This window comes from Bradyrhizobium sp. USDA 3650, assembly GCF_054057395.1.
The window spans coordinates 3,471,339-3,497,750 of record NZ_JBSRZG010000001.1; the positions used below are offsets into that span (position 1 = coordinate 3,471,339).

The following is a 26,412-nucleotide window of genomic DNA, read 5'->3' on the forward strand; positions in this document are numbered from 1 at the left end:
AGAATCTGCCCGTTTGGCGCCCGATTCCGTTATTATATTCGAGCCTGCCCCGATCCCCGTTGCACGTGCCGAGATCGCATGTCGAAGAAGTCCTTTTTCAAGGTGCTGACCGAGACCGGCCCGCTGATCGCGCTGGGGACGGCGCTTGCGATTCTGGTGTCGGTCGCGGGACCCGCCTCGGCGCAGTTCTTCAACTTCCCCGGCTTCGGCGGCCCACCGCAGCGTTCGGCTCCGCCGCCGCCGCGGAACGGTGGAGGTGGAGGCGGCGGATGGTTCGGCGGCGACTTCTTCGCGCCGTTCCAGCAGCAACAGCCGCAAGCACCGCGTCAGGATTTTTCGCGCGCGCCGGCGCCGGCCAAGCGCGACACCATTCCCGACAGGAACGTGCTGGTGATCGGCGACGCCATGGCCGACTGGCTCGCCTACGGCCTGGAGGATGCCTACACCGAGCAGCCCGACATGGGCGTGATCCGCAAGCACAAGACCACGTCCGGCCTGATCAAGTATCAGCCCAAGGGTGAGCCCTCGGACTGGACGGCTGCTGCGAAGGGCATTCTCGAGACCGAGAAGCCCGACGTGATCGTGGTGATGCTCGGCCTCAACGACCGCATCGCGATCCGCGAGGCGGCGGCGCCCGATAAATCGGACAAGGCGACGGACAAGGACAAGAAGAACGACAAGGGCGCGCGCGGCAAACCACCGGCCAAGCCCGGCGATGCCAAGCCCGGCGACACCGCCGCGAAGCCGGACGACAAACCGGCCGATGCCGACCTGCCGCAGGATGATGCCGACAATGCTGACGCACCCGCAGTCGCAGCGCCCGAGAAGACCGCGCGTAACCCGAACGGCCTCACCGAATTCCGCGACGAGCGCTGGGTCGAGCTCTACGGCAAGAAGATCGAGGAGCTCGCCAACGTCCTCAAGTCCAAGGGCGTGCCGGTGCTCTGGGTCGGCCTGCCCGCCATCCGCGGTCCCAAGGGCACCGCGGACATGCTGTACCTGGATTCGCTCTATCGTGAAGGCGCGGCCAAGGCCGGCATCACTTACGTCGACGTCTGGGACGGCTTTGTCGACGAGGCGGGCCGCTTCCTGCAGAAGGGCCCGGACTTCGAAGGCCAGATCCGTCAGCTCCGCAGCGGTGACGGCGTCTATTTCACGAAACCCGGCGCGCGCAAGCTCGCCCACTATGTCGAGCGCGAGATCACCCGCCTGCTCGCCGGGCGCTCCGGCCCTATCGCGCTGCCGAGCGAACCGGCGACCCCCGACACCAGCGCCGAACCCGGCAAGCCCGCACCGCGGCCGCTGGCCGGCCCGATCGTGCCGCTGGTGGCGGCCTCGATCTCGACCGATCAATTGCTGGGTGGGCCGGGCTCGCGTCCTGCCGCCGTCGATGCGCTCGCTGCGAAGACGATGGTGAAGGGCGAGCCACTGGCTGCGCCCGCCGGCCGCGCCGACGATTATGCCTGGCCGCGCCGCGAAGTCGGCCGCGAGCAGGCCAAGGGCGATACGCCGGTCGCCACGACGACACCGGATGGCGGTGCGCCGGGTGCGGCCGCAGCGATCGCCCCGCCAAAGCTTGCGCCGAAAAAGCCACCAGCGCCGCAGCAACCGGCACAGGCAGCGCCATCGATGCGCGATTTCTTCGGCTTTGGCTCGCCGCCGCCCCCGCCGCGTCAATTGGCGCCGGCGCCGCGCAATCCGAATCCCAACCCCGCGATCCCGCGGCCGCCTGGCAATGTCGGGCGATCGGCGGAAGTGTTCCGGTAGTTGATCTCATGTCCCGAACGCGGTGCAGCCGCAGAGCGGACACAGCCCTTGCAAGATCCATAAAAAAGGCCCCGGCTCGGCACCGCGGCGTTGCACGCCGCACTGCGTCCGGGGCCTGATGCTTATCGCGCCTTGGCTTCAGCCGTAATAGCGCCAGCGCGGCGGCGGGCGGCGCGAAGGCCGTGCCATCAGCAACGCGAGCGCGAAGCCGATGCCGCCGGCGACCAGCAGCGCGCCCATCGGGTTGTCCTGCACCTTCTGGGCAATCGCCTGCGAACCGTCGCGCAAGGTTTCGGCCGGCTTGTCGTAGGCGTCCTTGGCATAGCTGGCCGCGGTGTCCGTAGCGTCACGTACGGCATCCTTGGCCTGGCCGTAGAGATTCTGCACGGTGCCGGCGGCTTCGCGTGCCTTGCCGGACGCCTGTGTCTGCGTATCGCTGGCCATATCTCCGATGGCGCCTTCCGCGCGTCCGGCGAATTCCTTGGCCGATCCGACAATCCGATCTTTATCCATGATGCTCCTCCTCGGGGGTCAGCCCAAGTAACCGATCAGGAGCGGCGCAGTTCCATCTGACTTGAAATTGGACTCAAAGAATAAGCCCGCCATCGACGACCAATGTCTGGCCGATGATGTAGGACGACAGCGGTGATGCCAGGAACAGCGCCGCGCCGGCCATGTCAGCGGGCGTGCCCAATCGCCGCAGCGGAATGCGTGAAAGTGCACCTTCGAGCCGCTTGGGATTATCGGTCGTGACCTTCGTCATCTTGGTGTCGACCAGACCGGGCGCGATGCCGTTGACGCGGATGCCGTCTTCGGCCCAGGCCTCGCCCAGCGTCCGTGTCAATCCGACAGCCCCGGTCTTCGACGCGTTGTAAGCGGGATTGCCCATGGTGGAATGATAGGCCGCGGTCGAGGACACCATGATCAGCGATCCCCGCGAGTCCCGCAGCATGGCATGAAATCGCGTGGCGCAGGCCATCAGGCTCATCAGGTTGACCTCGACCACTTGGCGAAAGCCGGCCATCTCGAACTCGCCGCGGCGATAGAGCACCGCACCCTGTGCGAGCACCAGGATATCGAGCCGATCGAATGACGGCTTGAACGCTTCGACCGCGCCGGCATTGCCGACGTCGAGTTGCGCGTAGGAGAGACCGGTGAGATCCGAGCCCTCCGCTTGGGAATATTCCTTCGCGTGGGCACGCGTGCCGCAGACCGCGACTTGCGCGCCCCTAACGCGAAAGGCTTGCGCAATGCCGTTGCCGATGCCGCTGGATCCGCCGACGACCAGCACCTGCTTGCCTGAGAAATCGAGCTCGTTCGTCATCGCTGGCCTCCCCGATCATCTTGCTTGTTTGACCTGTCTGCGGATCGATGACAGCCTTGTCAATCACAACAAGAACAAGCAGGGCACGAGGAAACACCATGTCCGATTTCAAAAAGCTCAGCCGCTCCGTGAAGGGCCTGACCGTTCTCGTTACCGGCGCGGCCAGCGGCATGGGGCGTGCAACGGCCCGCGTGTTCGCCGCTGACGGCGCAAACGTTGCCGTCACCGATTATGACGAGCAGGGTGGGCTGGCCGTGGCGAAGGAGATCGCGGCAAGCGGCGGCGCCGCGAAAGCCTGGAAGCTCGACGTTGCCGACGGCGATGAGATCAAGCACGTGGTCGGTGACGTCGCGACCCATTTCGGCGGACTCGACATCATCGTCAACAATGCCGGCATCTCCGTGCGCGTCGCGATCGACGAGGAGGCCTATGAGGACGCCTGGGCCAGGGGCATCGCGGTGATGCTGACGGCGCATCCGCGCATCATCCGCGCCGCGCTGCCTCACTTGCGCAAGTCGAACAGCCCGCGCATCGTCAACATCGCCTCGACCGAGGCACTCGGCGCCACCGCATTGCACAGCCCCTATTCGGCGGCGAAGGGCGGCGTCGCCAGCCTCACCCGCTCGCTTGCGGTGGAGCTCGGCCGCGAAGGCATCACCGTCAATTGCATCTGCCCGGGACCGGTCCGCACCGCCATCACCGACCGGATCTCGGAAGAGCACAAGACCATCTACGCCAAGCGCCGCACCGCGCTGGGCCGCTACGGCGATCCCGAAGAGGTCGCGCACATGACGCTGAGCCTGTGCCTGCCGGCAGCATCCTTCCTCACCGGCGCGGTGATCCCCGTCGACGGCGGCCTGATGGCGCGCAACGCGTGAGAGGTATGCTGCCCAAGCGTTGACATCGCCTGTTACGGGAGTAACTTTTTCCACGACAGAGCGGGACCAACCGCTCGCACGCCCGGGAGAAACGTCATGACGATCGCCATCCGGCAGCTTCACAAACATTTTGTCGGCGAGGTTTCCGGCCTCGACCTGCGGCAACCTCTCACGGAGGCCGAGGCGCGCGAGATCGAAGCCGCCATGGACAAATATGCGGTGCTGGTGTTCCACGACCAGGACATCACCGACGAACAGCAGATGGCCTTTGCGCTGAATTTCGGCCAGCGCGAGGACGCGCGCGGCGGCACTGTTACGAAGGAAAAGGACTACCGGCTCCAGTCGGGCCTGAACGACGTCTCCAATCTCGGCAAGGACGGCAAGCCGCTGGCAAAGGACAGCCGCGCGCATCTGTTCAATCTCGGCAACTGTCTGTGGCATTCCGACAGCTCGTTCCGCCCCATCCCGGCAAAATTCTCGCTGCTGTCGGCCCGCGTGCTCAACCCGAAGGGCGGCAACACCGAATTCGCCGACATGCGCGCGGCCTATGACGCGCTCGACGACGAGACCAAGGCGGAGATCGACGACCTCGTCTGCGAGCACTCGCTGATGTATTCGCGGGGATCGCTTGGCTTCACCGAATACACCGACGACGAGAAAGAGATGTTTAAGCCGGTGCTGCAACGTCTCGTGCGCACCCATCCTGTTCATCGCCGCAAGTCGCTCTATCTCTCATCGCATGCCGGCAAGATCGTCGGCATGAGCGTCCCCGAGGGAAGGCTGCTGCTGCGCGATCTCAACGAGCACGCGACCCAGAGCGAGTTCGTCTACGTCCACAAATGGACGCTGCATGATCTCGTGATGTGGGACAACCGCCAGACCATGCACCGCGTCCGCCGCTACGACCAGTCGCAGCCCCGCGACATGCGGCGCGCGACGGTGGCGGGCACGGAGCCGACGGTGCAGCAGCAGGCGGCGGAGTAGTTCTCCATAGTCTTCCTGGACCAGCGAGCGCCGATCCAGAACCCATTACCACCGGGCGCAGTTTGGCGCAGGCTGGTGGTTGCCAGCCTGCTTCAACAATTGCACTCTGGGGTAATGGGTCCTGACTTTCGCCAGGACGACACTGAGGCGCTACGCGTGCCCGGCCTCGTTCGAGAGCATGCCGGGATCGATGCCGATCTTGCGCAGCGCGCGTCCGTATTTTTCGTCGACGTCGTCGCCGAAGATCAAATCCGAATCCGCGTCGCAATGCAGCCAGCCATTGCTCTGGATTTCGGTCTCGAGCTGGCCCGGCGCCCAGCCGGCATAGCCGAGCGCGAGAATGGCGTGCTTGGGACCGGAGCCGTTGGCGATGGCGCGCAGGATGTCGACCGTCGCGGTGAGGCAGACGCCGTCGTCGATCCGGAGCGTCGCGTTCTCGATGTAGAAATCGCTGGAGTGCAGCACGAAGCCGCGGCCGGTATCGACCGGACCGCCGCGCAGCACCTTCATGCTTTCGGCGTTCTCAGGCAGCTTGATGTGCTCGCCCTTGTTGATGATGCCGAGCTGCTGCAACAGCTCCGGGAAGTCGATGCTGCCGGCCGGGTGGTTGACGATGATGCCCATCGCACCTTCGGCGGAGTGGGCGCAGAGATAGATCACCGAGCGCTCGAAGCGCTCGTCGCCCATCACGGGCATGGCGATCAACAGCTGGCCATCGAGGTAGCCCGCCGAGCTCGGGAGCGCGGGGGCTGACTTGCGGGTGCTTTCGCCCGTCCTCTTGCCTGTGGGAGCCATCGGTGAAGCACTCCGGTTTCAATTCCTATCCTGATGTCGGGCCGGCCGGCTGTCAAATCAAGGCTTGCAGGGCCTCGATTCAAGTACGTCCATCACAAGCAATTCAATGGTTTGCCGCGGGGTGACCCTGTAAAGACGTACCATGCTGACAAGAGTTCCCCTGCGTGCGGCGATTGGCGTCGCAACAACCCTGCTCGCGTCGTCGCTGGCACTTGCAGCCTACGCCGACGATTCATCGCCGTGGCAGCGCGACGGACATTCCGCGGTGCGGTTGCTGGCGGGATCGCGCAGCGGTGCCGTCCTGCTCGGCGGTATCGCCTTCCAGATCCAGCCCGGCTGGAAAACCTATTGGCGCATGCCGGGCGATTCCGGCGTTCCGCCGCGCTTCGATTTCTCGAAATCCGACAATGTCGAGGCGGTGACGGTGATGTGGCCGGCCCCGCAGAAATTCGACGACGGCGCGGGCGGCCATTCGATCGGCTACCACGACCAGATCGTGCTGCCCCTGCGCATCATCGCCAAGGCGGCCGACAAGCCGGTGACGTTGCGCGCCGAGATCAACTATGCGGTGTGCGAAAAGCTTTGCATTCCGGTCGAGGCTCGCGCCGAACTCGGCTTCAACAGCGTCGCCTCGACCGAGGACGCCAATCTGCGTGCAGCACTCGACACCGTGCCGAAGCCTGCCACGATCGGCGATCCCAACCCGCTCACCATCCGCGACGTCAAACGTGACGGGCCCAAGAATGTCGTGGTGGACGTGGTCGCGCAAGATGCGCGCACCGTCAATCTGTACGTGGAAGGCCCGACGCCCGATTGGGCGTTGCCGATCCCGGCACCGGTCGAGCCCAGCCCACCGGGCGTGAAGCGATTTTCGTTCGAGCTCGACGGACTGCCGCCGGGCGCCAAGCCCGACGGCGCAGCGCTGAAGTTCACGCTGGTCGGACCGGAGAAGTCGTACGAGTTTAATACCAGTTTGGATTGATTGTCGTCCCGGCGAAGGCCGGGACCCATACCGCGTGATCTATCGACAGTGCACGGTGAAAATCCCGGACGACCCGTCTTCGCCAAACCTCTCCCTGCGGTTATGGGTCCCGGCCTTCGCCGGGACGACGTGGGATAGAGACGTGGCCTACCCAACCGAATCTTAACGAATGGTTGCTAATCCCATGGGCTCCTGCGGCAAGTCTGCCGCAGCACTCGTGCGCGCCTCGGGGACCCTTCGAATTGGCCGTGATGGATGCAGAACCCGCAACGACCGGACCTGCCGGCCTCATCGCGCGCCTGCGCGAAAAATTGACGGGCGGGTCGAGCGAGGCATCGCTGACGCGGCGGCTGGCCGGCACCATCTTCGTCATCCGCGTGATCAGCGCCGGCCTTGCCTATTTCTCGCAGGTCCTGCTCGCGCGCTGGATGGGGACGTCGGACTACGGCGTCTATGTCTATGTCTGGACCTGGGTGCTGCTGCTCGGCAGCATGATGGACTTTGGCATCTCCGCCTCCGCGCAAAAAATCATTCCGGAATACCGCGCCCGTGGCGAGCATGCGCTGCTGCGCGGCTTTCTCTCGGGCAGCCGCTGGCTGACCTTTGCCGTTTCCGCACTGGTGTCACTCGGCCTCGCCGGTCTCGTCAAATTGCTGTCGCCCTGGATCGATCCGGCCGAAGAGCTGCCGCTTTATATCGGCTGCATGACGCTGCCCGCTTTCGTGGTCGCCAACACCCAGGACGGCATCGCGCGCTCGCATGACTGGATGCAGCTCGGCCTGATGCCGCAATTCATCATCCGCCAGGCGCTGATCATCGGCATCACGGCCTGCGCCTTCCTGCTCGGCTATCATCTCGGCGCGGTCGCCGCGATGGTCGCGAGCGCCGGCGCGGTGTGGATCGCGATGACCGGGCAGATGGTGGTGCTGAACCGCAAGCTCGCCGGCCACATCGAGCCGGGCCCCAAGGCCTACGACGTCGGCGGCTGGCTCGCCGTGTCGCTGCCGATCCTGCTGGTCGAAAGCTTCTATTTGCTGCTGTCCTACACCGACGTGCTGGTGCTCCAGCAATTCCGCCCCTCCGACGAGGTCGGCGTCTATTTCGCCGTGGTGAAGACGCTGGCGCTGGTCTCCTTCATCCACTACGCGATGTCGGCAACGACCGCGCATCGCTTCGCCGAATACAACGCAAGCGGCGACAAGGCGCGGCTGTCGGCTTACGTGGCGCATGCCATCAACTGGACGTTCTGGCCGTCGCTTGCGGCGACCATCGTGCTGCTCGCGCTCGGCAAGCCGCTGCTCTGGCTGTTCGGGCCGCAATTCGTGGTCGGCTACGACATCATGTTCGTCGCCGCCATTGGCCTGGTGGTCCGATCCGCGATCGGTCCGGTCGAGCGGCTGCTCAACATGCTCGGCCAGCAGAAGATCTGCGCGCTGGCCTATGCGCTGGCCTTTGCGATGAACCTGGTGCTCTGCATCGCGCTGGTGCCGCGCTTCGGCGGCCACGGCGCGGCGGCTGCGACCTCGATCTCGCTCAGTTTCGAGACGGTGCTGCTGTTCTGGATCGTGCGACAGCGGCTCGGCCTGCACGTGCTGGCGTTCGGAAAATAGGATCAGCGTCCCGCTCTTTCGCTGGGGAACAACCGTCTCGCGGCATGCTGATAGACGCGGCTAAACTCCTGCCAGTTTAAGAGTGACAGCACGATTTTTCTTATTACCCCCAAGTAGTTGCACCGCAGGGAAAGTTTATTCTACGTCGTATTGCCCAACTGACGAGATAAACCTAAGATTCCCTGGACATGATCGATCCACTCTACGTCGCCTCCGGGTTCGGCGTCGGCCTGCTGGTCGGGATGACCGGCGTCGGCGGCGGTTCGCTGATGACGCCGCTGCTGATCCTGCTGTTCGGGATTCATCCATCGACCGCCGTCGGCACCGACCTGCTCTATGCCGCCGCCACCAAGACCGGCGGCAGCGTGGTGCATGGCTGGTCGCGCAGCGTGCACTGGCCGGCGGTGCTGCGGCTCGCCTGCGGCAGCCTTCCGGCGAGCGCGCTGACGCTGCTCGTGCTGTGGAAGCTCGACCTCAACAGCGATTCCGAGCGCGGCCTGGTCAATCTGGTGTTGTGCTTCGCGCTGCTGCTGACCGCGACCTCGCTGATCTTCCGCAGATCGATCATGGAGCGCTATCGCCGGCGTTTGGAGCAGGTCGATGACCGCACCACCGCGATCGCGACGGTCGTCACCGGAATCGTGCTGGGCGTGCTGGGTCTCGATTTCATCGGTCGGCGCCGGCGCGGTCGGCGTCACCGTTCTGCTGCTGCTCTATCCGCGCCTGCCGATGGCGACCATCGTCGGCTCCGACATCGCCCATGCGGTCCCGCTGACGCTGATAGCCGGAATGGGGCACTGGGCGCTTGGCGACGTGGATTGGGCGCTGATGGGCGTGCTGCTGTTGGGCTCGCTGCCCGGCATCATCGTCGGCAGCTTCAGCGCGACACGCGTGCCCGAGACGGTGCTGCGCCTGACCCTTGCCAGCGTGCTGTTCGTGGTCGCCGGCAAGATCATGTTCGCGGAGTTGCACCTGTCCTCGGCGTTCGAGACGGCGCTGGCCTGGACGCACTGAACGGCGTCGTCCGATATCATCTTGTAGGGTGGGCAAAGCGAAGCGTGCCCACCACTTTTTTCCTCATTCGAACAAACAATGGTGGGCACGGCGCTGACGCGCCTTTGCCCACCCTACGGCACCGCCGAACTACTCCGCGGTCCAGCCGCCGTCGATCGACAGGTTGGTGCCGGTGATCTGCGCGGCATCGTCGCCGCACAGGAACAGCGCGAGGGCTGCGACCTGCTCGGAGGTGACGAACTCCTTGGTCGGCTGCGCGTCGAGCAGCACGTCGTTGATGACCTGGTCGCGCGTGAGGTTGCGGGCCTTCATGGTGTCGGGGATCTGCTTCTCCACCAGCGGCGTCCAGACATAGCCCGGGCTGATGCAGTTGCAGGTGATCTTGTGGGTCGCGACTTCCAGCGCCACGGTCTTGGTCAGGCCGGCGATGCCGTGCTTGGCCGACACATAGGCCGACTTGAAGGGCGAGGCGACCAGCGAGTGCGCCGAAGCGGTATTGATGATGCGGCCCCAGCCCTTCTTCTTCATGCCCGGGACGGCGGCGCGAATGGCATGGAAGGCCGAGGACAGGTTGATCGCGATGATCTGGTCCCATTTCTCCGGCGGGAATTCCTCGATCGGCGAGACGAACTGGATACCGGCATTGTTGACGAGGATGTCGACCGAACCAAAACTCTTCTCTCCGAGAGCGATCATCCCGGCGATCTCGGCCGGCTTGGTCATGTCGGCCGGCGAATAGACCGCCTTCACGCCGAAATCGGACTCGATCTTGGCGCGCTCCTTCTCGATGTCCTCCGGCGAGCCGAACCCGTTGATGACGACATTGGCGCCGGCGGCGGCGAAGGCGCGCGCATAGGCAAGCCCGATGCCGCTGGTCGACCCGGTCACGACGGCGTTCTTGCCTGACAGACTTCCCATATTACTCGCTCCTTTTTGGCGGGGGCGCAGTGACGTCCCCCGTGAGATCGTAGGTCACCATGGTCTCGCCGGATTGCGGCCGCTCGAGCCAGTCCTTGTGGCGCATCGACAGATGCACGTCACGCACGCCGGCTTCCCAATGCTCGACCATGGCGACATGCGAGAAATCGTAATCCTTGGACGAGGATTCGTAGTTCTTGCTGCGGTAGATCAGGTGCACCACAGTCACGGTGCTTTCACGCGATACCTTGGCAAGGAATTCCACGGAAGGGTCGTTCTTGAGATAATCGGGCAATTTGGAAATCAGGTCGCGCACGGCCCTGCGGGCGTTGTGCACCTGCTTGTTCTTGTCGGTGTTCATCCGCGTACGGCTGGAGAAGCGGATGTCCTTCTCGCGCTCGGTCGCCTCGAGCAGCGAGGTCGGCAGATCGCCGCGGGCGCTGAACAGGTCGATCTGGAAGATCAGGAGGTCGCGGTCGGTCTCGGCGTCCAGCACGTAGTCGAGCGGCGTGTTGGAGGCGATGCCGCCGTCCCAATAATGCTCGCCCTCGATGACGATGGACGGAAAGCCGGGCGGCAGCGCGCCGGAGGCCATGATGTGCTCGGGACCGATTTTCTTGCCGAGCTTCCTGAACTCGAAATTGTCGAAATATTTGAAGTTGCCGGAGGTGACGCCGACCGCACCAACCGACAGCCGCGTCTTCAGATCGTTGATGCGGTCGAAATCGACCAGACGCTCCAGCGTCTTCTTCAGCGGTGCGGTGTCGTAATAGCTCTCGGCCTGCGGGCTGCCGGGCGGCCAGAGCGGCGCGGGCGGAATGCGCGGCGTGAAGAAGCCGGGTACGCCGAAGGTCGCGATCAATGCGGCGCTGGTCGAGTTGAACAGCTCGCGGCTGTGATCGCTCTTGCCGATCGGCTTCCACGGCACCGGCGCGGAGACCATCTCCCAGAATTCCTTCAGCCGCTTGACGCGCGTCTGCCCTTCGTTGCCGGCGATGATCGCGGCATTGACCGCGCCGATCGAGATGCCGGCGACCCAGTCCGGCTCGAAGCCGGCATGGCAGAGCGACTGATAGGCGCCGGCCTGATAGGAGCCGAGCGCGCCGCCACCCTGGAGGACCAGGACACGTTGCGCGTTCGCGGGGATTGTTGCGACTTCTGGACTATGATCGGTCATGCGGGAACAGTAGCAGATGGCGAGCGACCGTGGCGACAGTCTGCCGCGGCGTCAATGCATCCCGGGATCAAGTCTGGCTTATCGAGCGTCCGTCGAGGCCAGGATCATGGTCCAGAACACCTTGTATTTGGTGCCGGGAGCATAGCCCGCCGCGATGCCCAATTTTGTGACACCGCTCTTGAGCATGTTGGCGCGGTGCGGGGGCGAGTCGCGCCAGCCGGAAAACGCTTCCGCCAGCGTATGATAGCCGGCCGAGACGTTCTCGACCGCAACGGTTGCCGGATAGCCGCCGGCGCTGAGGCGCCTGGCCAGCGGCGCGCGGACGTCATGGTCCATCTTGTTGGCCGCTGCCATGGCCTGGGACTGGGATTCGGCGAGACTCATCAGGGCAGGATCGATCACGACGGTGCCGAGCCCGTTGTTCTGACGGTATTGCGAGATCATGATCGCCGCCGCTTGCGCATCGAGCTTGGAGCCCGGGACAGACATATCGGCATACATCGAGGGCTGCTGGACCGGTGCCTCGTTGCCGGCGCAGCCGGCGAGCAGCAAAGTGATGAGTATTGCGGCCGCGGCGCGCATGAACAGGAGCCCCCAAAATCAGGGGCCGTTGTTGCATACCAACCGTGGCTGAAAGGTGAATATTGAAGAAAAATTGACCCTTTGATCCCGCTCAGGTGCCCGCAAACATCCGGTAGCGGCGGGGCTCCAGGCCGATCGTATCGCCGGCGCGCAGTTCCCTGTCGCGGGGAGCGTCGATCTCGATGGTCTCTCCGCCTGATAGTGCCACCTCGGCCCGCTGCACGGGACCGAAATTCCGGACATGCCGCACGGCGCCCTCGAAGGCACCGCTGCCGGGCGGGCCGACCAGCATGTCGTGTCGCCGCACGAACAGTCTTGACGCGCCAGGCGCAAGGCCATCTGCCGCGAGCTGCAGCGGCCGGTCGCCAAGCGTGATGAGACCGTCGGCAATCAGGACCGGAAGCTCGATGGATTCGCCGATGAAGCTGTGGACGAAGGCGGTCGCCGGGCTCTCATAGACGTCATCAGGCGAGCCGATCTGCTCGATCTTGCCCTTGTCCATCACCACCACGCGGTTGGCGACTTCGAGCGCCTCCTCCTGGTCATGGGTGACGAAGATCGAGGTGACGTTGATCTCGTGGTGCAGCGAACGCAGCCATTTGCGCAGCTCCTTGCGCACCTTGGCATCGAGCGCGCCGAAGGGCTCGTCGAGCAGCAGGATGCGCGGCTCGATCGCGAGCGCGCGGGCCAACGCGATGCGCTGGCGCTGGCCGCCGGAGAGCTGGCTCGGATAACGGTCGGCGAGCCAATCCAGCTGCACGAGATCGAGCAGCTCCTTGACGCGCCCGCGGATGGTCGCTTCGTCCTTGCGGATCGCGCGCGGCTGCACGCGCAGCCCGAAGGCGACGTTCTCGAACACTGTCATGTGACGAAACAGCGCGTAGTGCTGAAATACGAATCCGACGTGCCGCTCGCGCGCGCCCTGCGCCAGCGCGTCCTCGCCGTTGAAGGAAACCTCGCCGGAATCGGGCCAGTCGAGGCCGGCGATGATCCGCAGCAGCGTTGTTTTGCCCGAGCCGGACGGACCGAGCAGCGCCAGCAGCTCGCCGTCATTGACCTTGAGGTCGACGCCGTCGAGAGCTTTGAAGCTGCCGAACTTCTTGACGAGATTCCTGACTTCAATGCTCACTTGCGTCGTGTCCTTCGTCGAGGTGATTTTCCAGAACGGTTTTCGCGATCAGCGTGATCAGCGCCAGCATCGCGAGCAGCGAGGCGATCGCGAACGCCGCGACGAACTGGTATTCGTTGTAGAGAATCTCGACCAGCAGCGGCATCGTGTTGGTCTCGCCGCGGATATGGCCGGAGACCACGGAGACTGCGCCGAACTCGCCCATCGCGCGCGCGTTGCAGAGCAGGACGCCGTAGAGCACGCCCCATTTGATGTTGGGCAGCGTGACGCGGAAGAAGGTCTGCAGGCCCGACGCGCCGAGCGAGATGGCGGCCTCCTCCTCCTGCGTGCCCTGCTCCTGCATCAGCGGGATCAACGCCCGCGCCACGAAGGGGAAGGTCACGAAGGTGGTCGCAAGCGCGATGCCGGGCACCGCGAACAGGATCTGGATGTCATGATCGCGCAGCCAGCCGCCGAAATAGCCCTGCGCGCCGAACAGCAGCACGAAGACGAGGCCCGAGATGACGGGGCTCACCGAGAATGGCAAATCGATCAGCGTGATCAGGAAGGTCTTGCCCGAGAATTCGAACTTTGCAATCGCCCAGGCCGCGACCAGGCCGAAGACCAGATTGAGGCCGACGGAAATTGCCGCAACCAACAGTGTCAGCTTGATCGCGGACAGCGCCTCCGGGTCGGCCAGCGCGGCGAGATAGGCGAGGACTCCCTTCGAGAACGCCTGCGCGAACACCACGACCAGCGGCAGCACGACGAAGACAGAGAGAAAGGTCATCGCCAGCGCGATGATGACGATGCGGACCGCGCGCGGTTCGGTGCGCAGATTGTTCCGCGCGGCCGCCGCATGCGCGCGTGCCTTGGCGTCGGGGGCCGAGAGTGGGACGGAATCTGCGATCTGCATCGTCATGGCCCGTCCTCACCGCACCGGAATCCGGCTCTGCGCCCAGCGCTGGAGCCGGTTGACGGCGAAGATAATGACGAAGGACACGACCAGCATGACCACCGCGATGGCGGTCGCATCGGCATAGCGAAATTCAGAGAGGCGGATCACAATCAGCAGCGGCGCGATCTCGGAGACGTTGGGCAGATTGCCGGCGATGAAGATCACCGAGCCGTATTCGCCGACAGCACGGGCGAAGGCGAGTGCGAGCCCCGTGAGCAGCGCCGGCCCGAGCGAGGGCAGGATCACGCGGATGATGGTCTGCCAGCGGCTCGCGCCAAGGCTGCCCGCGGCCTCCTCGATCTCGGGGTCGAGATCCTGGAGCACCGGCTGCACCGTGCGCACCACGAAGGGGATGCCGATGAAGATCATGGCGACGAAGATGCCGACCGGTGTGAACGCCACCTTGATGCCGGCCGCCGCGAGCGGCGCGCCGAGCCAGCCCTTCTCGGCGAACAATGCGGTCAGCGCGACGCCGGCAACCGCCGTCGGCAGCGCAAAGGGTACATCGACGATGGCGTCGAAGATCCGCCGGCCGGGAAAGCGGTAACGCACCAGCGCCCAGACGATGATGCTGCCCATCACGAGATTGACGCAGGCGGCCGCAAAGGCGAGTCCAAAGGACACGCGCAACGCATTCAGGGTGCGGCGGCTGGAGAGGATGTTCCAAAACTGCTCGGGGCTCAGCTCGAGCGATTTCAGGAACAGGCCGGCGAGCGGAATCAGGATGATGATCGACAGCCAGGACAGCGTCAGCCCCATGGTGAGACCGAAGCCCGGCAATGTCCGGCGTCGTGCTGCGATTGCGCTCACCAGGCCCCCTATTTAAGCCCCGCCGACAGCGCCCGATCAGTTCTTGTAGATCTGATCGAAGACGCCGCCGTCGGCAAAATGTTCCCTCTGCGCCTTGGTCCAGCCGCCGAAAAGTTCGTCGATCGTGAACAGCTCGACCTTCGCGAAGGCGTTTTCATGTTTTTTGGCGATCTCGGGATCGCGCGGACGATAGAAATTGCGCGCCGCGATTTCCTGGCCTTCCTTGGTGTACCAATATTGCAGGTAGGCGTCGGCGGCGTTGCGGGTGCCTTTTTTATCGGCAACCTTGTCGACGATCGTGACCGGCGGTTCCGCCAGGATCGAGAGCGGCGGCGCCACGATCTCGAATTTCTCTGGACCGAATTCCTTGAGCGCCAGGTAAGCCTCGTTCTCCCAGGCGAGCAGCACGTCGCCGACGCCACGCTCGACGAAGGTTACGGTCGCACCGCGCGCGCCGGTGTCGAGCACCGGCACTTGCTGATACAATTTGCCGATGAAGTCCTTGGCTTTATCGACTGAACCGTATTTCTTCTGCGCAAAGCCCCAGGCCGCCAGATAATTCCAGCGCGCGCCGCCTGACGTCTTCGGGTTCGGCGTGATCACGGCGACGCCCGGCTTGAGCAGATCGTCCCAGTCCTTGATGGCCTTGGGATTGCCCTTGCGCACCAGGAACACGATGGTCGAGGTATAGGGCGACGAGTTTTGCGGCAACCGCTTCTGCCAGTCAGCCGTCGTGAGGCCTTTGCCCGCGATGGCGTCGATGTCATAGGCGAGCGCAAGCGTCACCACGTCGGCCTGCAATCCGTCGATCACGGCGCGCGCCTGCGAACCGCTGCCGCCATGCGACTGCTTGATCTCGACGCTTTTGCCGGTTTCCTTCTGATAGGCACTCGCGAACGCCTTGTTGAATTCGACATAGAGCTCACGCGTCGGATCGTATGACACATTCAGCAGATTGATGTCGGCGGCGAGAGCCGAGCTTGCCAACAAGCCTGTCACGAGCAGTCCTGCAGCGAGCGGAACGATACGACGCATCATGTCCATCTCCATTCACATCAATGACGTCGGCGTCATCGATGGCAGGCATAACTCGGGGCGAAACGCCCTCAAGTCAACGGAACCGGATTTTCTTGTTCGTAGCCGGGCAGCGTAACTTTGCTACGAAATCTTCATCGTGTGGATGCCGCATTCCGTCTTGGCCCGGCCGCGCCAGCGACCGGCACGCTCATCCTCGCCCTCAGTCGTTCTGCTCGTGCAAGGCATACACCCAACCGACAGGAAACCGGACGCAACCAGGGGATGACGCGGCAATTTGGCGCGGGCGAAGATCGCCTCGAGTTCCTCGCGCGAAACATTGGCGAACGGATTGAACTTCAACCGCGCACCGTCGTCCTCGACCACCGGGATGCCGGCGCGGGTACTGCCCTGGAAGCGCTTGCGGCCATTGAGCCATGCGTCGAACGGTTTCAGCGCACGCGCCAGCGGCTCGACCTTGCGGATACGGCAGCAAGCGTCGGGATCGGAGAACCAGAGGTCGCGGTCGGGATCCTCGCGCGACAGCGTCTCCTCGGCAGGTTTGATCGAGCGGACGTCCTTCAGGCCCAGCGTCGCGATCAGCGTGTCGCGATAGGCCAGCGTCTCCTCGAACAGCCAGCCGGTGTCGAGGAAGATCACCGGGATCGCCGGATCGACATCGGCCATGACCTTCAGCAGCGTCGCCGATTCCGTGCCGAAGGACGACACCAGCGCGAGCTTGTCGCGCCCGACCGTCTTCAGCGCAGCGGCGATGATTTCGGCGGGCGAGGCATCGCGCAAGGCGCGATCGAGCTCCTCCGCCGAGGGCAGCGCAGAGACCGAGATTGAGGAAACTGAAGGCGCGATTGCGTTCACGTGCCGACACCCTCGGAATGACGCAGTTGCATGCGCCGGTGCAGCGCCGTGATCCGGCCGTCACCGGTGGGCTGGTAGAATACCGAGTAGCGCTTCGCGGTCTGCATGAAGGCTTCCGCGTCGGCCTGCTTCTTGACGTCGAAGGAATCGAAGCCCGCGCGCAGCATGAACACGAACTGGTCCCGTAGGATCTGGCCCGTCGCACGCAATTCGCCGCGGTAATTGTAACGTTCGCGCAGCAGCCGCGCCTGGCTGTAAGCGCGTCCGTCGCGGAAGGTCGGGAACACCAGCGCGACGACGGCGATCTTGCCGAGATAGGGCACCAGCTCGGCGATATCGCGATTGTTCGGCCAGATCACGCCGACCTTGCCGGTCCGCTTGAGCAACGCATCCGCCTCGCCGACGAAGCGTTCGGCCGGCACCAGGATGTCGCCGCCCTCGGGCAGCGGCGTGTCGACGGCGAGCTTGACGAAGCTGTCGTCGGCGATCTTTCCGCCGTTAACGAGTGGCATAAACGCGCTCCTTGAAGGGTTCGACGCCGAGGCGCTTTACGGTGTCCATGAACAGCTCATCGGGCCGCTCGCGCAGCGCCAGATAGGCTTCCACGATGTCCTCGACGACGTCGGCGACCTCGTCGAATTTGACGCCGGGGCCGATCAGATTGCCGAGTGCGGCACTCTCGTCGGCGCGCCCACCGATGGTGATCTGGTAGACCTCCTCGCCGTTCTTTTCGACGCCGAGAATGCCGATGTGACCGACATGGTGATGGCCGCAGGCGTTGATGCAGCCGGAGATGTTGATGTGCAACCGGCCGATCAGGTTGGCGAGCTCGTGATTGGCGAAGCGCCGCGTCAGTTCCTGCGCGATCGGGATCGAGCGCGCATTGGCCAGCGAGCAATAGTCGAGACCCGGGCAGGCGATGATGTCGGTGATCAGATTGACGTTCGGCGTCGCCAGCCCGAGCTTGTCGAGCGCCTTCCACAGCGCCGGCAGGTCGCGCTTGGCGACATGCGGCAAAGCGAGGTTCTGCTCGTGGCCGACGCGGATCTCACCGAAGGAGTATTTGTCGGCGAGATCGGCCAGTGCATCCATCTGCTCGGCGGTGGCATCGCCCGGAGGCGCGCCGATCGGCTTCAGCGAGATCGTGACGATGGAATAGCCCGGGTTCTTGTGCGGGGCCACCGAGTTCTTGCGCCACGCCTCGAAATCGGGATCGGCCGCGGCCTGGCGCAGCTCGTCCGGATTGTGCGGCAGCTTCTCGTAGGCGGGATAGGTGAAGCGCGAGCGGATGTCCTCGACCACCTCGTCATCGATCTGGAGCGAGGAGTTGCGGATGTGCTGCCACTCCTCCTCGACCTCGCGCGAGAACTTCTCGATGCCCAATTCGTGCACCAGGATCTTGATGCGCGCCTTGTAGATGTTGTCCCGGCGGCCGTACTGGTTGTAGACGCGCAGGATCGCTTCGATATAGCTGAGAATGTCGCGGCCATGCACGAAGTGCTTGATGGTCTTGCCGATGAACGGCGTGCGCCCAAGCCCGCCGCCGACCAGCACCTCGAAGCCGGTCTCGCCCTTCTCGTTCTTGATCAGCTTCAGCCCGATGTCGTGGATCTTGATCGCGGCGCGGTCGTGGTCCGACGCGGTGATCGCGATCTTGAACTTGCGCGGCAGGAACGAGAATTCCGGATGCAGCGTGGTGTGCTGGCGGATCAGCTCCGACCAGATGCGGGGATCCTCGATCTCGCCGGGCGCGACGCCGGCCCACTGGTCCGAGGTGACGTTGCGCATGTTGTTGCCGGAGGTCTGCATCGCATGGATGCCGACCTCGGCGAGATCGGCCAGCGCATCCGGCAATTCGGCGAGCTTGATCCAGTTGAACTGGATGTTCTGCCGCGTGGTGAAATGGCCGTAGCCGCGGTCGTATTTGCGTGCGACGTGGGCGAGCGCCCGCAGCTGGTTGGACGCCAGTGTCCCGTAGGGGATCGCGACCCGGAACATGTAGGCGTGCAGTTGCAGATAGACGCCGTTCTGCAGCCGCAGGATCTTGAACTCGTCCTCGGTGAGCTCGCCGGAGAGGCGGCGCTTCACCTGGTCGCGGAATTCCGAGACGCGCTCGTTGACGAGCGTGCGGTCGATTTCATCGTAAGCGTACATGAGAGATTGCCTTAAACCTGGACCGGCTGTCCGATGGTCACGCCGGTGCGGCGGATCTGTTCGCGCAGATTGCCGGGTTCGATCTTGCCGTCCGCACCGACCTGTACCGGCGCGATATAGGGACCGATCGCGCCGACGTCATCGGCCACGGACTCCGCAAGCAACGCTTTCGCCTCGTCGGAGTTGCGCACGATCGCGGCCTCCGACAGGTCCGCGGACCAGCTCTTGGCGGCGGTGCGGTAAACCACGATGCCGTCCCAAGTGCGATTGGCGGTCACGACCGAGGGACCGGCGATTTTGATCTTCTTCTGTTCAAGCGGGGAGGTCATTCGGCTGCATCCAATAGGTCAGAGATGATTTGCTTTGGGGTTTGGCGGCGAAGCGAGCCGGCATGCCGGACCACATCGCCGATGATGAGAATGGCAGGGCCACCGTTGGTCCGCCGCACCAGCTCGGGCAGGTCGCGCAGCGTGCCGATCGCGCCTTGCGCATCGGGGCGCGTGACGCGGGCGAACACTCCGACCGGCGTCTCCGGCGAACGGCCGGCGGCCAAGAGGCCGGCGCGTACGGCCGGCGCAGCGGTCATACCCATGTAGACCACGACGGTCATCCTGGCGTCGGTCAACGTCGACCAGTCCACGACGTCCGCGTCGCGCGCCTTGTGCGCGGTGAGGAAGGTAATGCGGGTTGCTTCGTGACGGTAGGTGAGCGGCACCTCGAAATCGGCGGCGCCACCAAGGCCTGCGGTAATGCCGGGAATGATCGAATAGGCAACGCCGGCATTACGCAGCGCTTCGACCTCTTCGCCGCCACGGCCGAACACGAAGGGATCGCCGCCCTTCAGCCGCACCACGCGCTGGCCGGATTGGGCGGCCTCGATCATGCGCTTGTTGATGGCGTCCTGCCCGATGCCGGGCTTGCCGACGCGGCGGCCGACCGGCACGCGCGTGGTGTCACGGCGGATGCGGTCGAGAATTTCAGGCGAGACCAGTTCGTCGTGGAAGACGATATCGGCATCCTGGAGCGCGCGCAGCGCCTTGATGGTGAGCAGGTCCGGATCACCCGGACCAGCGCCAACCAGCGCAACCGAGCCTTCCGGCTTGTCGGCGCGCGCGAACGCGGATGGATCTGAAATCGCCTTGAGCGCTGTATCCGCCTCGCCTTTGCGGCCGGCCAGAACGGCAGCGCCAATCGGGCCGTCGATGACGCGCTCCCAGAAGCGGCGGCGCAGCGGAAACTCGGCAATACGTTCGTTGACGGATTTGCGGAAGCCGCCGATGAACTCGGCGAGTTCGCCGATGCGCGCCGGCAGCAGCGCCTCGATCTTCTCGCGCACGCGCCGCGCCACCACCGGCGACGTGCCGCCAGTGCCGACGGCGACCACGACATCGCCGCGATCGACGATCGCCGGAAAGATGAAGCTCGAATGCTCGAGATCGTCCATGACATTGACCGGCAGCCCGAGCGCCTTGGCGCGGGCCGACATCGCCACGCCGACATCGCCTGCGCCGGCGCAAACGACCGCGATGATTCCCGAGAGATCGGCGGTCAGCGGATCGGCCGCCGCAATGTCGATACGCGCGGCGTCCCCGGAGCTCAGGCCCAGGTCCTGATTGCCGTCGATCGCATGCACGCGGATGCGCGCACCGGCCGCAGTGAGCACGCGCAGCTTGGCGCGCAAAAGCTCACCCGCGCCGATGAGAACCACCGGACCGGCCTTGAGATCGAGGAACACCGGCAAGAACCGCATACGATACTCGCTCCCCCCAGATCCGGGGTTGACTGGAATTATTTTCTATATATGTGTCGTTTCGAGCGCGCAAAGAGAAAATTTTTTCTTCTCCCTTGCACCGCAACTATAGAATTTTCGCCTCCAAACGCAAAGTGGCAGAGATGCATCTTCTCAAGGACAATTCCGCTGCTGGCGGGCTGAGCAGCCCCACTCTCGCCCAGCGCGTGCCCGCGCAAGAATTTTCTGCCGACCTTGCCCCGAGCATGGACCATCTCGACCAGCTCGAGGCCCAGAGCATCTACATCTTCCGCGAGGCTTTTGCCCGTTTGAAGAAGATCGCCCTGCTGTGGTCGCTCGGCAAGGACTCCAACGTCATGATCTGGTTGGCGCGCAAGGCGTTCTTCGGCCGTCTGCCGTTCCCAGCCCTCCATGTCGACACCGGCAAGAAGTTTCCGGAGATGTATCGCTTCCGCGATCACTACGGCAAGGAATGGGATCTCGATCTGCGCGTCGAGCCCTGCCCGCCGATTGATGCCGTCGACCCAACGCTGCCGCCGGCTGCCCGTTCCGCCGCGCGCAAGACCGAGGGCCTCAAGATGGCGCTCGCCAAATACGGTTTTGACGGCCTGATCGCCGGCATCCGCCGCGACGAGGAGGCGACGCGCGCCAAGGAGCGCGTGTTCTCGCCGCGCGGCCTGGAAGGCAATTGGGACGTGCGCGACCAGCCGCCGGAATTCTGGGATCACTTCAACGCCTCGCCGCCGCAAGGCGCGCATTTGCGCATCCATCCGATCCTGCATTGGACCGAGTCCGATATCTGGGCCTACACCAAGCGCGAGAACATCCCGATCATTCCCCTCTATCTGTCGCAAAACGGCAAGCGCTATCGCTCGCTGGGCGATCAGGACATCACCAATCCGGTCGCCTCAAACGCGTCGACCATCGACGAGATCCTGATCGAGCTTGAGCAGACCAAGGTGCCGGAACGTTCCGGCCGCGCGCTCGACCACGAGACCGAGGACGCTTTCGAGCGCCTGCGCGTCGCCGGCTATCTCTGATCAAGGACGCGAGCGTCGTATGAACATGATCGTCACCCCCGCATCGCCTGCGACCCCGAACGGCACCACGCGTCCGCAGGTCCGCATCGTCATCGTCGGCCATGTTGACCACGGCAAGTCGACGCTGGTCGGCCGCCTGCTGCACGAGACCGGCAGCCTGCCCGACGGCAAGCTCGATATGCTCAAGGCCGTCAGCGCGCGGCGCGGCATGCCGTTCGAATGGTCGTTCCTGCTCGACGCGCTCCAGACCGAGCGCGACCAGGGCATCACCATCGACACAACGCAGATCCGCTTCCGCACCAATTCACGCGACATCGTGCTGATCGACGCGCCTGGCCACGCTGAATTCCTGCGTAACATGATCACCGGCGCCTCGCAGGCCGACGGCGCGGTGCTGATCATCGACGCGCTTGAAGGCGTGCGCGACCAGACGAGACGGCACGGCTATCTCCTGCATCTGCTCGGCGTGAAGCAGGTCGCGGTCGTCGTCAACAAGATGGACCGTGTCGACTTCTCCGCAGAGCGCTTCAGGGAGATCAGCGACGAGATCTCGGCGCATCTGCAAGGCCTCGGTGTGAAGCCCACGGCCGTGATCCCGATTTCCGCCCGCGACGGCGACGGCGTCGCCGAGCGCACCGACCGCATCGGCTGGTACAAGGGTCCGACCGTGGTCGAAGCCCTCGACAGGCTCGAGCCGGCGCGGCCGCTGGAAGCGCTGGCGCTGCGGCTGCCGGTGCAGGCGATCTACAAGTTCGACGACCGCCGCATCGTTGCGGGCCGGATCGAATCCGGCAGCCTCATCGCCGGCGACGAAATCGTGATCATGCCCGCCGGCAAGATCGCCAGGATCAAGACGGTCGAGAGCTGGCCGGTGACGCCGGTCGCGGGCCGCCAGGGTGCGGGCCGCTCGGTCGGCATCACGCTCGACCGCGAGCTGTTCCTCGAACGCGGCGATATCATCGCGCACACCAACAGCGCGCCGCGCGAGACGCGACGGCTGCGCGCGCGGATCTTCTGGCTGCATGACAAGCCGCTGGCCAAGGGCGACCAGCTCCTGGTTCGCTGCGGACCGAAGGAAAGCCGCGCCACCGTCGTCGCGATCGAGAAGGCGGTCGATCCGGGCGAGCTGGCGAGCGTCGAGAACAAGGCGATCGGCCGCAACCATGTCGGCGAGATCGACATTTCCCTTTCGAATCCGATTGCCACAGATCCCTACACGGAAAATCCCCGCACCGGCCGTCTCGTGATCGAGGTGTCCGGGCGCATCGCCGGCGGCGGTCTCGTGCTGTCGGTCGACGCCGGCCAGCGCGCCGTGCCCGTCGACATCGTGCCGGTGGAGTCCGCGCTGCGGCCCGACGAGCGCTCCGCGCGCTATCGTCACAACGGCGCCGTGGTCTGGCTCACCGGCCTTCCCGCCTCCGGCAAGTCGACTCTTGCAAAAGCGCTGGAGCGGCGGCTGTTCAGCAATGGCGGCTCACCGATCCTGCTCGACGGCGACACGCTGCGCGCCGGGCTCAACAGCGATCTCGGCTTCTCGACCGCCGATCGCAGCGAGAACATCCGCCGCCTCGCCGAAGTCGCGACGCATCTCGCCCGTAACGGCCACATCGCCATTGTCGCCGCCGTCTCGCCCGCCCGCGAGGACCGCGCCACCGCGCGCCGCATCGCCGACACTTCGTTCCGCGAGATTCACGTCGCGACGCCGGCGGAAATTTGCGAGGAGCGCGACCCCAAGGGCCACTACAAGAAGGCCCGCGCCGGCGCGCTCGCGTCGTTCACCGGTATCGGTAACGACTACGAGACGCCGCAAGCCGCTGAGCTCGTGATCGACACCTCGACGCGGACGGTCGCCGAGGCGGCGGACGAGATCGAACAGATGCTCAAGACCACCGGCGTGCTGTTCGACGAACTCGTGGACCTCGCCGCCAATATTTGAGCCGGGCTGCTGCCCCGCTGTCGTCGCCCGGCTTGACCGGGCGACCCAGTATTCCACCGACAGCAGTGATTCAGCCGAGAGGCCGCAGCGTACTGGATTCCCCGCCTTCGCGGGGAATGACACCGTGCGTGGGCCGCCCACCTCGCCTTGACATTTTGACAACTTTTGGGGGCCTTCTCACGGCCCCGATTTTGGGGCTAATAAGACCCCGAAAGCCGCTCCTTGGAGCGCATTTTGCTGCTGTCGGGTCAAAAGCAGCCAAAAACAGCCATTTCCAACGAGAAAGCCCATCATGAAACGCGTCGACGCCCACGGATTGAAGATTGCTCCCGTCCTGTTCGATTTCATCGCCAAGGAAGCGGCCCCGAAGACGGGAATCGCACCGGATGCGTTCTGGGCCGGGCTTGCCGCCATCATCAAGGAGTTGGGGCCGAAGAACCGCGCGCTGCTGGCGGAGCGCGACACGCTGCAGGCCAAGATCGACGACTGGCACCGCGCCAACAAGGGCAAGGCGTTCGACCTCAACGCCTATACCGCATTCCTGAAGGAGATCGGCTATCTCGTCCCGGAGCCGGCGACGCAGAAGGTCGAGACCGCCAATGTGGACGAGGAGATCGGCACGATCTGCGGCCCACAGCTCGTCGTGCCGCTGACCAACGCACGCTACGCGCTGAATGCGGCGAATGCGCGCTGGGGCTCGCTCTACGACGCCTTCTACGGCACCGACGCGATCCCGCACGATCCGTCCGAGAGCGGCAAAGGCTACAACAAGGCGCGCGGCGACAAGGTGATCGCAAAAGCGAAAGCCTTCCTCGATGCCGCCGTGCCGCTGGCGACCGGCAGTCACACCGACGTCACCGCCTATAGCGTGGTCGCGGGCCAGCTCGCGGTGAAGCTGAAGAGCGGCAACGCCACCGCGCTGAAGAACGCCGCGCAATTCGCGGGCTTCCAGGGCGACGCAGCCGCACCGAGCGCGGTGCTGCTCGCCAACAACGGCCTGCATGTCGAGGTGAAAATCGACCGCACCAGCGCGATCGGCAAGGACGATCCGGCCGGCGTCGCGGACATGGTCATGGAATCCGCGGTCTCAACCATTCTCGACATGGAAGACTCGGTCGCGGCCGTCGATGCCGAAGACAAGGTGCTGGTCTATCGCAACACGCTCGGCCTGATGAACGGCACGCTGTCGGCCGATTTCGAGAAGGGCGGCAAGACGCTGACGCGCTCGCTCAATGCCGACCGCAGCTACAAGACGCCTGACGGCAAGGGCGAAGTGAAATTGCACGGTCGCAGCCTGCTGCTGATGCGGAATTGCGGTCACCACATGTTCACCGACGCGGTGCTGGACGACAAGGACGAGGAGATTCCGGAAGGCCTGCTCGACGCCGCCGTCTCCGGGCTTCTTGCCGTGCATGACTTGAAAGGCAACTCCAAGGTCAAGAACAGCCGCACGGGCTCGGCCTATATCGTCAAGCCGAAGATGCACGGCCCCGACGAGGTGTCGCTGACCTGCGAGATCTTCGATCGCGTCGAGAAGATGCTGTCGCTGCCCGAGAACACGCTCAAAGTCGGCATCATGGACGAGGAGCGGCGCACCACCGTCAACCTCAAGGCCTGCATCCAGCGCGCCTCCAAGCGCATCATGTTCATCAACACCGGCTTCCTCGACCGCACCGGCGACGAGATCCACACCTCGATGGAAGCGGGTCCGATGATCCGCAAGAACGAGATGAAGGCGCAGCCCTGGATCAAGTCCTATGAGGATTGGAACGTCGACATGGGCCTGACCTGTGGCCTGCCCGGCCATGCCCAGATCGGCAAGGGCATGTGGGCCGCGCCCGACAAGATGGCGGACATGCTTGCCCAGAAGCTCGCCCATCCGCAGGCCGGCGCCACCACCGCCTGGGTGCCCTCGCCGACGGCCGCGACGCTGCACGCGCTGCACTACCACCAGGTCAACGTCACCGCGCGCCAGCAGGAGCTCGCCAAGGGCGGCCCACGCGCAAAGCTCGAAGACATCCTCACCATCCCGGTGTCGAAGTCGAACTGGGCTCCCGACGACGTCAAGCAGGAGATCGACAACAACTGCCAAGGCATTCTGGGCTATGTCGTGCGCTGGATCGACCAGGGCGTCGGCTGCTCCAAGGTGCCTGACATTCACGACGTCGGCCTGATGGAAGACCGTGCCACCTTGCGCATCTCCAGCCAGCACCTCGCCAACTGGCTGCACCAGGGCGTCATCACCGAGGCGCAGGTGATGGAATCGCTCAAGCGCATGGCGGTCGTCGTCGACAAGCAGAATGCGGGCGATCCCGTCTACAAGCCGATGGCGCCCGCCTTCGACGGCACGGCCTTCAAGGCGGCTAGCGACCTCATCTTCAAGGGCCGCGAGCAGCCGAACGGCTACACCGAATACATCCTCACCGCCCGCCGCCGCGAGGCCAAAGCGGCGGGGTAGGCCCGAATAAGCGAGCACCAGAAGCCCCGGCTCACGCCGGGGCTTTTTTGTTGGAGCAGTAGCGCGGCTAGAACACTGCCAGATATTTCAGCAGCGACACGATACCGATGATGATGACGACAACGCGCGCGATCTGCTTGGCGCGGCCGTCCATCGGCAGCATGTTGATGAGGTAAAGTACGAGAATGACGACGAGAAAGGTGACGAGTACGCCGACCAGCATCGCTAGGACCCCCCTTTAGGCAAAATTGCTGACAGTCTCCTAACGCGCAATTCC

General features: G+C 64.5%; 24 protein-coding genes and 1 pseudogene. 9 read left to right on the forward strand and 16 right to left on the reverse strand.

All coding sequences use genetic code 11. The features are described 5' to 3' along the window. The first annotated feature begins 78 nt into the window (after nt 1–78). Nucleotides 79–1,767: an SGNH/GDSL hydrolase family protein gene (locus ACVIN2_RS16120; RefSeq protein ID WP_456766293.1), complete on the forward strand. Its 1,689-nt coding sequence runs from the start codon at nt 79–81 to the stop codon at nt 1,765–1,767. A gap of 138 nt (nt 1,768–1,905) precedes the next feature. Here ACVIN2_RS16120 and ACVIN2_RS16125 read toward each other — a convergent pair whose 3' ends face one another. Both ACVIN2_RS16125 and ACVIN2_RS16130 read right to left on the reverse strand, forming a co-directional pair. After that, nucleotides 1,906–2,280 carry a CsbD family protein gene (locus tag ACVIN2_RS16125; protein WP_027515488.1) on the reverse strand — a complete coding sequence of 125 codons (375 nt, stop codon included), beginning with the start codon at nt 2,278–2,280 and terminating at the stop codon, nt 1,906–1,908. A gap of 73 nt (nt 2,281–2,353) precedes the next feature. Then, nucleotides 2,354–3,091, reverse strand: coding sequence for an SDR family NAD(P)-dependent oxidoreductase (locus ACVIN2_RS16130; protein ID WP_456766294.1), 738 nt, complete (start codon nt 3,089–3,091; stop codon nt 2,354–2,356). Nucleotides 3,092–3,189: 98 nt separating this feature from the next. Here ACVIN2_RS16130 and ACVIN2_RS16135 point away from each other — a divergent pair, with 98 nt between their 5' ends. After that, on the forward strand, nt 3,190–3,969 hold the full coding sequence (locus ACVIN2_RS16135; RefSeq protein ID WP_456766295.1) for an SDR family NAD(P)-dependent oxidoreductase: 780 nt from the start codon (nt 3,190–3,192) through the stop codon (nt 3,967–3,969). 96 nt (nt 3,970–4,065) lie between these two features. Then, on the forward strand, nt 4,066–4,953 hold the full coding sequence (locus tag ACVIN2_RS16140; protein WP_456766296.1) for a TauD/TfdA dioxygenase family protein: 888 nt from the start codon (nt 4,066–4,068) through the stop codon (nt 4,951–4,953). Between the two features lie 150 nt (nt 4,954–5,103). Here the strand turns inward: ACVIN2_RS16140 and ACVIN2_RS16145 are convergent, their stop codons facing one another. Continuing rightward, nucleotides 5,104–5,748 (reverse strand): YqgE/AlgH family protein, encoded by a 645-nt coding sequence (locus ACVIN2_RS16145; protein ID WP_007605477.1) that lies wholly within the window; start codon nt 5,746–5,748, stop codon nt 5,104–5,106. A 142-nt stretch (nt 5,749–5,890) separates the two neighbouring features. On the opposite strand from ACVIN2_RS16145, the gene ACVIN2_RS16150 reads away from it, so the two are divergent. The 3 genes and pseudogenes from ACVIN2_RS16150 to ACVIN2_RS16160 all read left to right on the forward strand — a co-directional run bounded on the left by ACVIN2_RS16150 (nt 5,891) and on the right by ACVIN2_RS16160 (nt 9,354). Then, nucleotides 5,891–6,730, forward strand: a complete 840-nt coding sequence (locus tag ACVIN2_RS16150; RefSeq protein ID WP_456766297.1) for a protein-disulfide reductase DsbD domain-containing protein — start codon at nt 5,891–5,893, stop codon at nt 6,728–6,730. 242 nt (nt 6,731–6,972) lie between these two features. Continuing rightward, on the forward strand, nt 6,973–8,340 hold the full coding sequence (locus ACVIN2_RS16155) for a flippase (RefSeq protein WP_456766298.1): 1,368 nt from the start codon (nt 6,973–6,975) through the stop codon (nt 8,338–8,340). 188 nt (nt 8,341–8,528) lie between these two features. Continuing rightward, nucleotides 8,529–9,354, forward strand: a pseudogene (locus ACVIN2_RS16160) (sulfite exporter TauE/SafE family protein). Between the two features lie 129 nt (nt 9,355–9,483). Here ACVIN2_RS16160 and ACVIN2_RS16165 read toward each other — a convergent pair. The 12 genes from ACVIN2_RS16165 to cysG all read right to left on the reverse strand — a co-directional run bounded on the left by ACVIN2_RS16165 (nt 9,484) and on the right by cysG (nt 20,701). Next, nucleotides 9,484–10,272, reverse strand: coding sequence for a 3-hydroxybutyrate dehydrogenase (locus ACVIN2_RS16165; protein ID WP_456766299.1), 789 nt, complete (start codon nt 10,270–10,272; stop codon nt 9,484–9,486). A gap of 1 nt (nt 10,273) precedes the next feature. Beyond that, the gene (locus ACVIN2_RS16170; protein ID WP_027570240.1) at nt 10,274–11,449 is read right to left on the reverse strand and encodes a DUF3734 domain-containing protein; all 1,176 of its coding nucleotides are present in this window, start codon (nt 11,447–11,449) and stop codon (nt 10,274–10,276) included. Between the two features lie 78 nt (nt 11,450–11,527). Next, complete coding sequence (locus ACVIN2_RS16175) at nt 11,528–12,031, reverse strand: CAP domain-containing protein (protein ID WP_456766300.1); 504 nt, start codon at nt 12,029–12,031, stop codon at nt 11,528–11,530. 91 nt (nt 12,032–12,122) lie between these two features. Then, nucleotides 12,123–13,160 carry a sulfate/molybdate ABC transporter ATP-binding protein gene (locus tag ACVIN2_RS16180; RefSeq protein WP_456766301.1) on the reverse strand — a complete coding sequence of 346 codons (1,038 nt, stop codon included), beginning with the start codon at nt 13,158–13,160 and terminating at the stop codon, nt 12,123–12,125. Continuing rightward, complete coding sequence (gene cysW / locus ACVIN2_RS16185; RefSeq protein ID WP_456766302.1) at nt 13,150–14,061, reverse strand: sulfate ABC transporter permease subunit CysW; 912 nt, start codon at nt 14,059–14,061, stop codon at nt 13,150–13,152. The genes ACVIN2_RS16180 and cysW overlap by 11 nt, the downstream gene beginning before the upstream one ends. Nucleotides 14,062–14,070: 9 nt before the next feature. Beyond that, the gene (gene cysT, locus ACVIN2_RS16190; protein ID WP_456766303.1) at nt 14,071–14,907 is read right to left on the reverse strand and encodes a sulfate ABC transporter permease subunit CysT; all 837 of its coding nucleotides are present in this window, start codon (nt 14,905–14,907) and stop codon (nt 14,071–14,073) included. 36 nt (nt 14,908–14,943) lie between these two features. Next, complete coding sequence (locus ACVIN2_RS16195) at nt 14,944–15,945, reverse strand: sulfate ABC transporter substrate-binding protein (RefSeq protein ID WP_456766304.1); 1,002 nt, start codon at nt 15,943–15,945, stop codon at nt 14,944–14,946. A 120-nt stretch (nt 15,946–16,065) separates the two neighbouring features. Then, nucleotides 16,066–16,797: a phosphoadenylyl-sulfate reductase gene (locus tag ACVIN2_RS16200; protein ID WP_456766305.1), complete on the reverse strand. Its 732-nt coding sequence runs from the start codon at nt 16,795–16,797 to the stop codon at nt 16,066–16,068. Beyond that, a complete protein-coding gene (locus tag ACVIN2_RS16205; protein WP_018454648.1) occupies nt 16,794–17,309 on the reverse strand; it encodes a DUF934 domain-containing protein in 516 nt (171 codons plus the stop codon). The genes ACVIN2_RS16200 and ACVIN2_RS16205 overlap by 4 nt, the downstream gene beginning before the upstream one ends. Continuing rightward, nucleotides 17,296–18,951, reverse strand: coding sequence for a nitrite/sulfite reductase (locus ACVIN2_RS16210; protein WP_456766306.1), 1,656 nt, complete (start codon nt 18,949–18,951; stop codon nt 17,296–17,298). Before ACVIN2_RS16210 ends, ACVIN2_RS16205 begins: the two co-directional genes overlap by 14 nt. 11 nt (nt 18,952–18,962) lie before the next feature. Next, nucleotides 18,963–19,280, reverse strand: coding sequence for a DUF2849 domain-containing protein (locus ACVIN2_RS16215; RefSeq protein WP_007605455.1), 318 nt, complete (start codon nt 19,278–19,280; stop codon nt 18,963–18,965). Continuing rightward, a complete protein-coding gene (gene cysG / locus ACVIN2_RS16220; RefSeq protein ID WP_456766307.1) occupies nt 19,277–20,701 on the reverse strand; it encodes a siroheme synthase CysG in 1,425 nt (474 codons plus the stop codon). The genes ACVIN2_RS16215 and cysG overlap by 4 nt, the downstream gene beginning before the upstream one ends. Before the next feature lie 245 nt (nt 20,702–20,946). Here cysG and cysD point away from each other — a divergent pair, with 245 nt between their 5' ends. The 3 genes from cysD (at nt 20,947) to ACVIN2_RS16235 (ending at nt 26,135) form a co-directional block, all read left to right on the forward strand. Then, entirely contained in the window at nt 20,947–21,741 is a 795-nt protein-coding gene (cysD, locus tag ACVIN2_RS16225) for a sulfate adenylyltransferase subunit CysD (RefSeq protein ID WP_456769736.1), read from the forward strand. A 19-nt stretch (nt 21,742–21,760) separates the two neighbouring features. Continuing rightward, on the forward strand, nt 21,761–23,677 hold the full coding sequence (cysC, locus tag ACVIN2_RS16230) for an adenylyl-sulfate kinase (RefSeq protein WP_456766308.1): 1,917 nt from the start codon (nt 21,761–21,763) through the stop codon (nt 23,675–23,677). Nucleotides 23,678–23,969: 292 nt separating this feature from the next. Then, the gene (locus tag ACVIN2_RS16235; RefSeq protein WP_456766309.1) at nt 23,970–26,135 is read left to right on the forward strand and encodes a malate synthase G; all 2,166 of its coding nucleotides are present in this window, start codon (nt 23,970–23,972) and stop codon (nt 26,133–26,135) included. Between the two features lie 67 nt (nt 26,136–26,202). Here the strand turns inward: ACVIN2_RS16235 and ACVIN2_RS16240 are convergent, their stop codons facing one another. Next, nucleotides 26,203–26,358: a Thivi_2564 family membrane protein gene (locus ACVIN2_RS16240; RefSeq protein ID WP_007599832.1), complete on the reverse strand. Its 156-nt coding sequence runs from the start codon at nt 26,356–26,358 to the stop codon at nt 26,203–26,205. Nucleotides 26,359–26,412 lie beyond the last annotated feature (54 nt).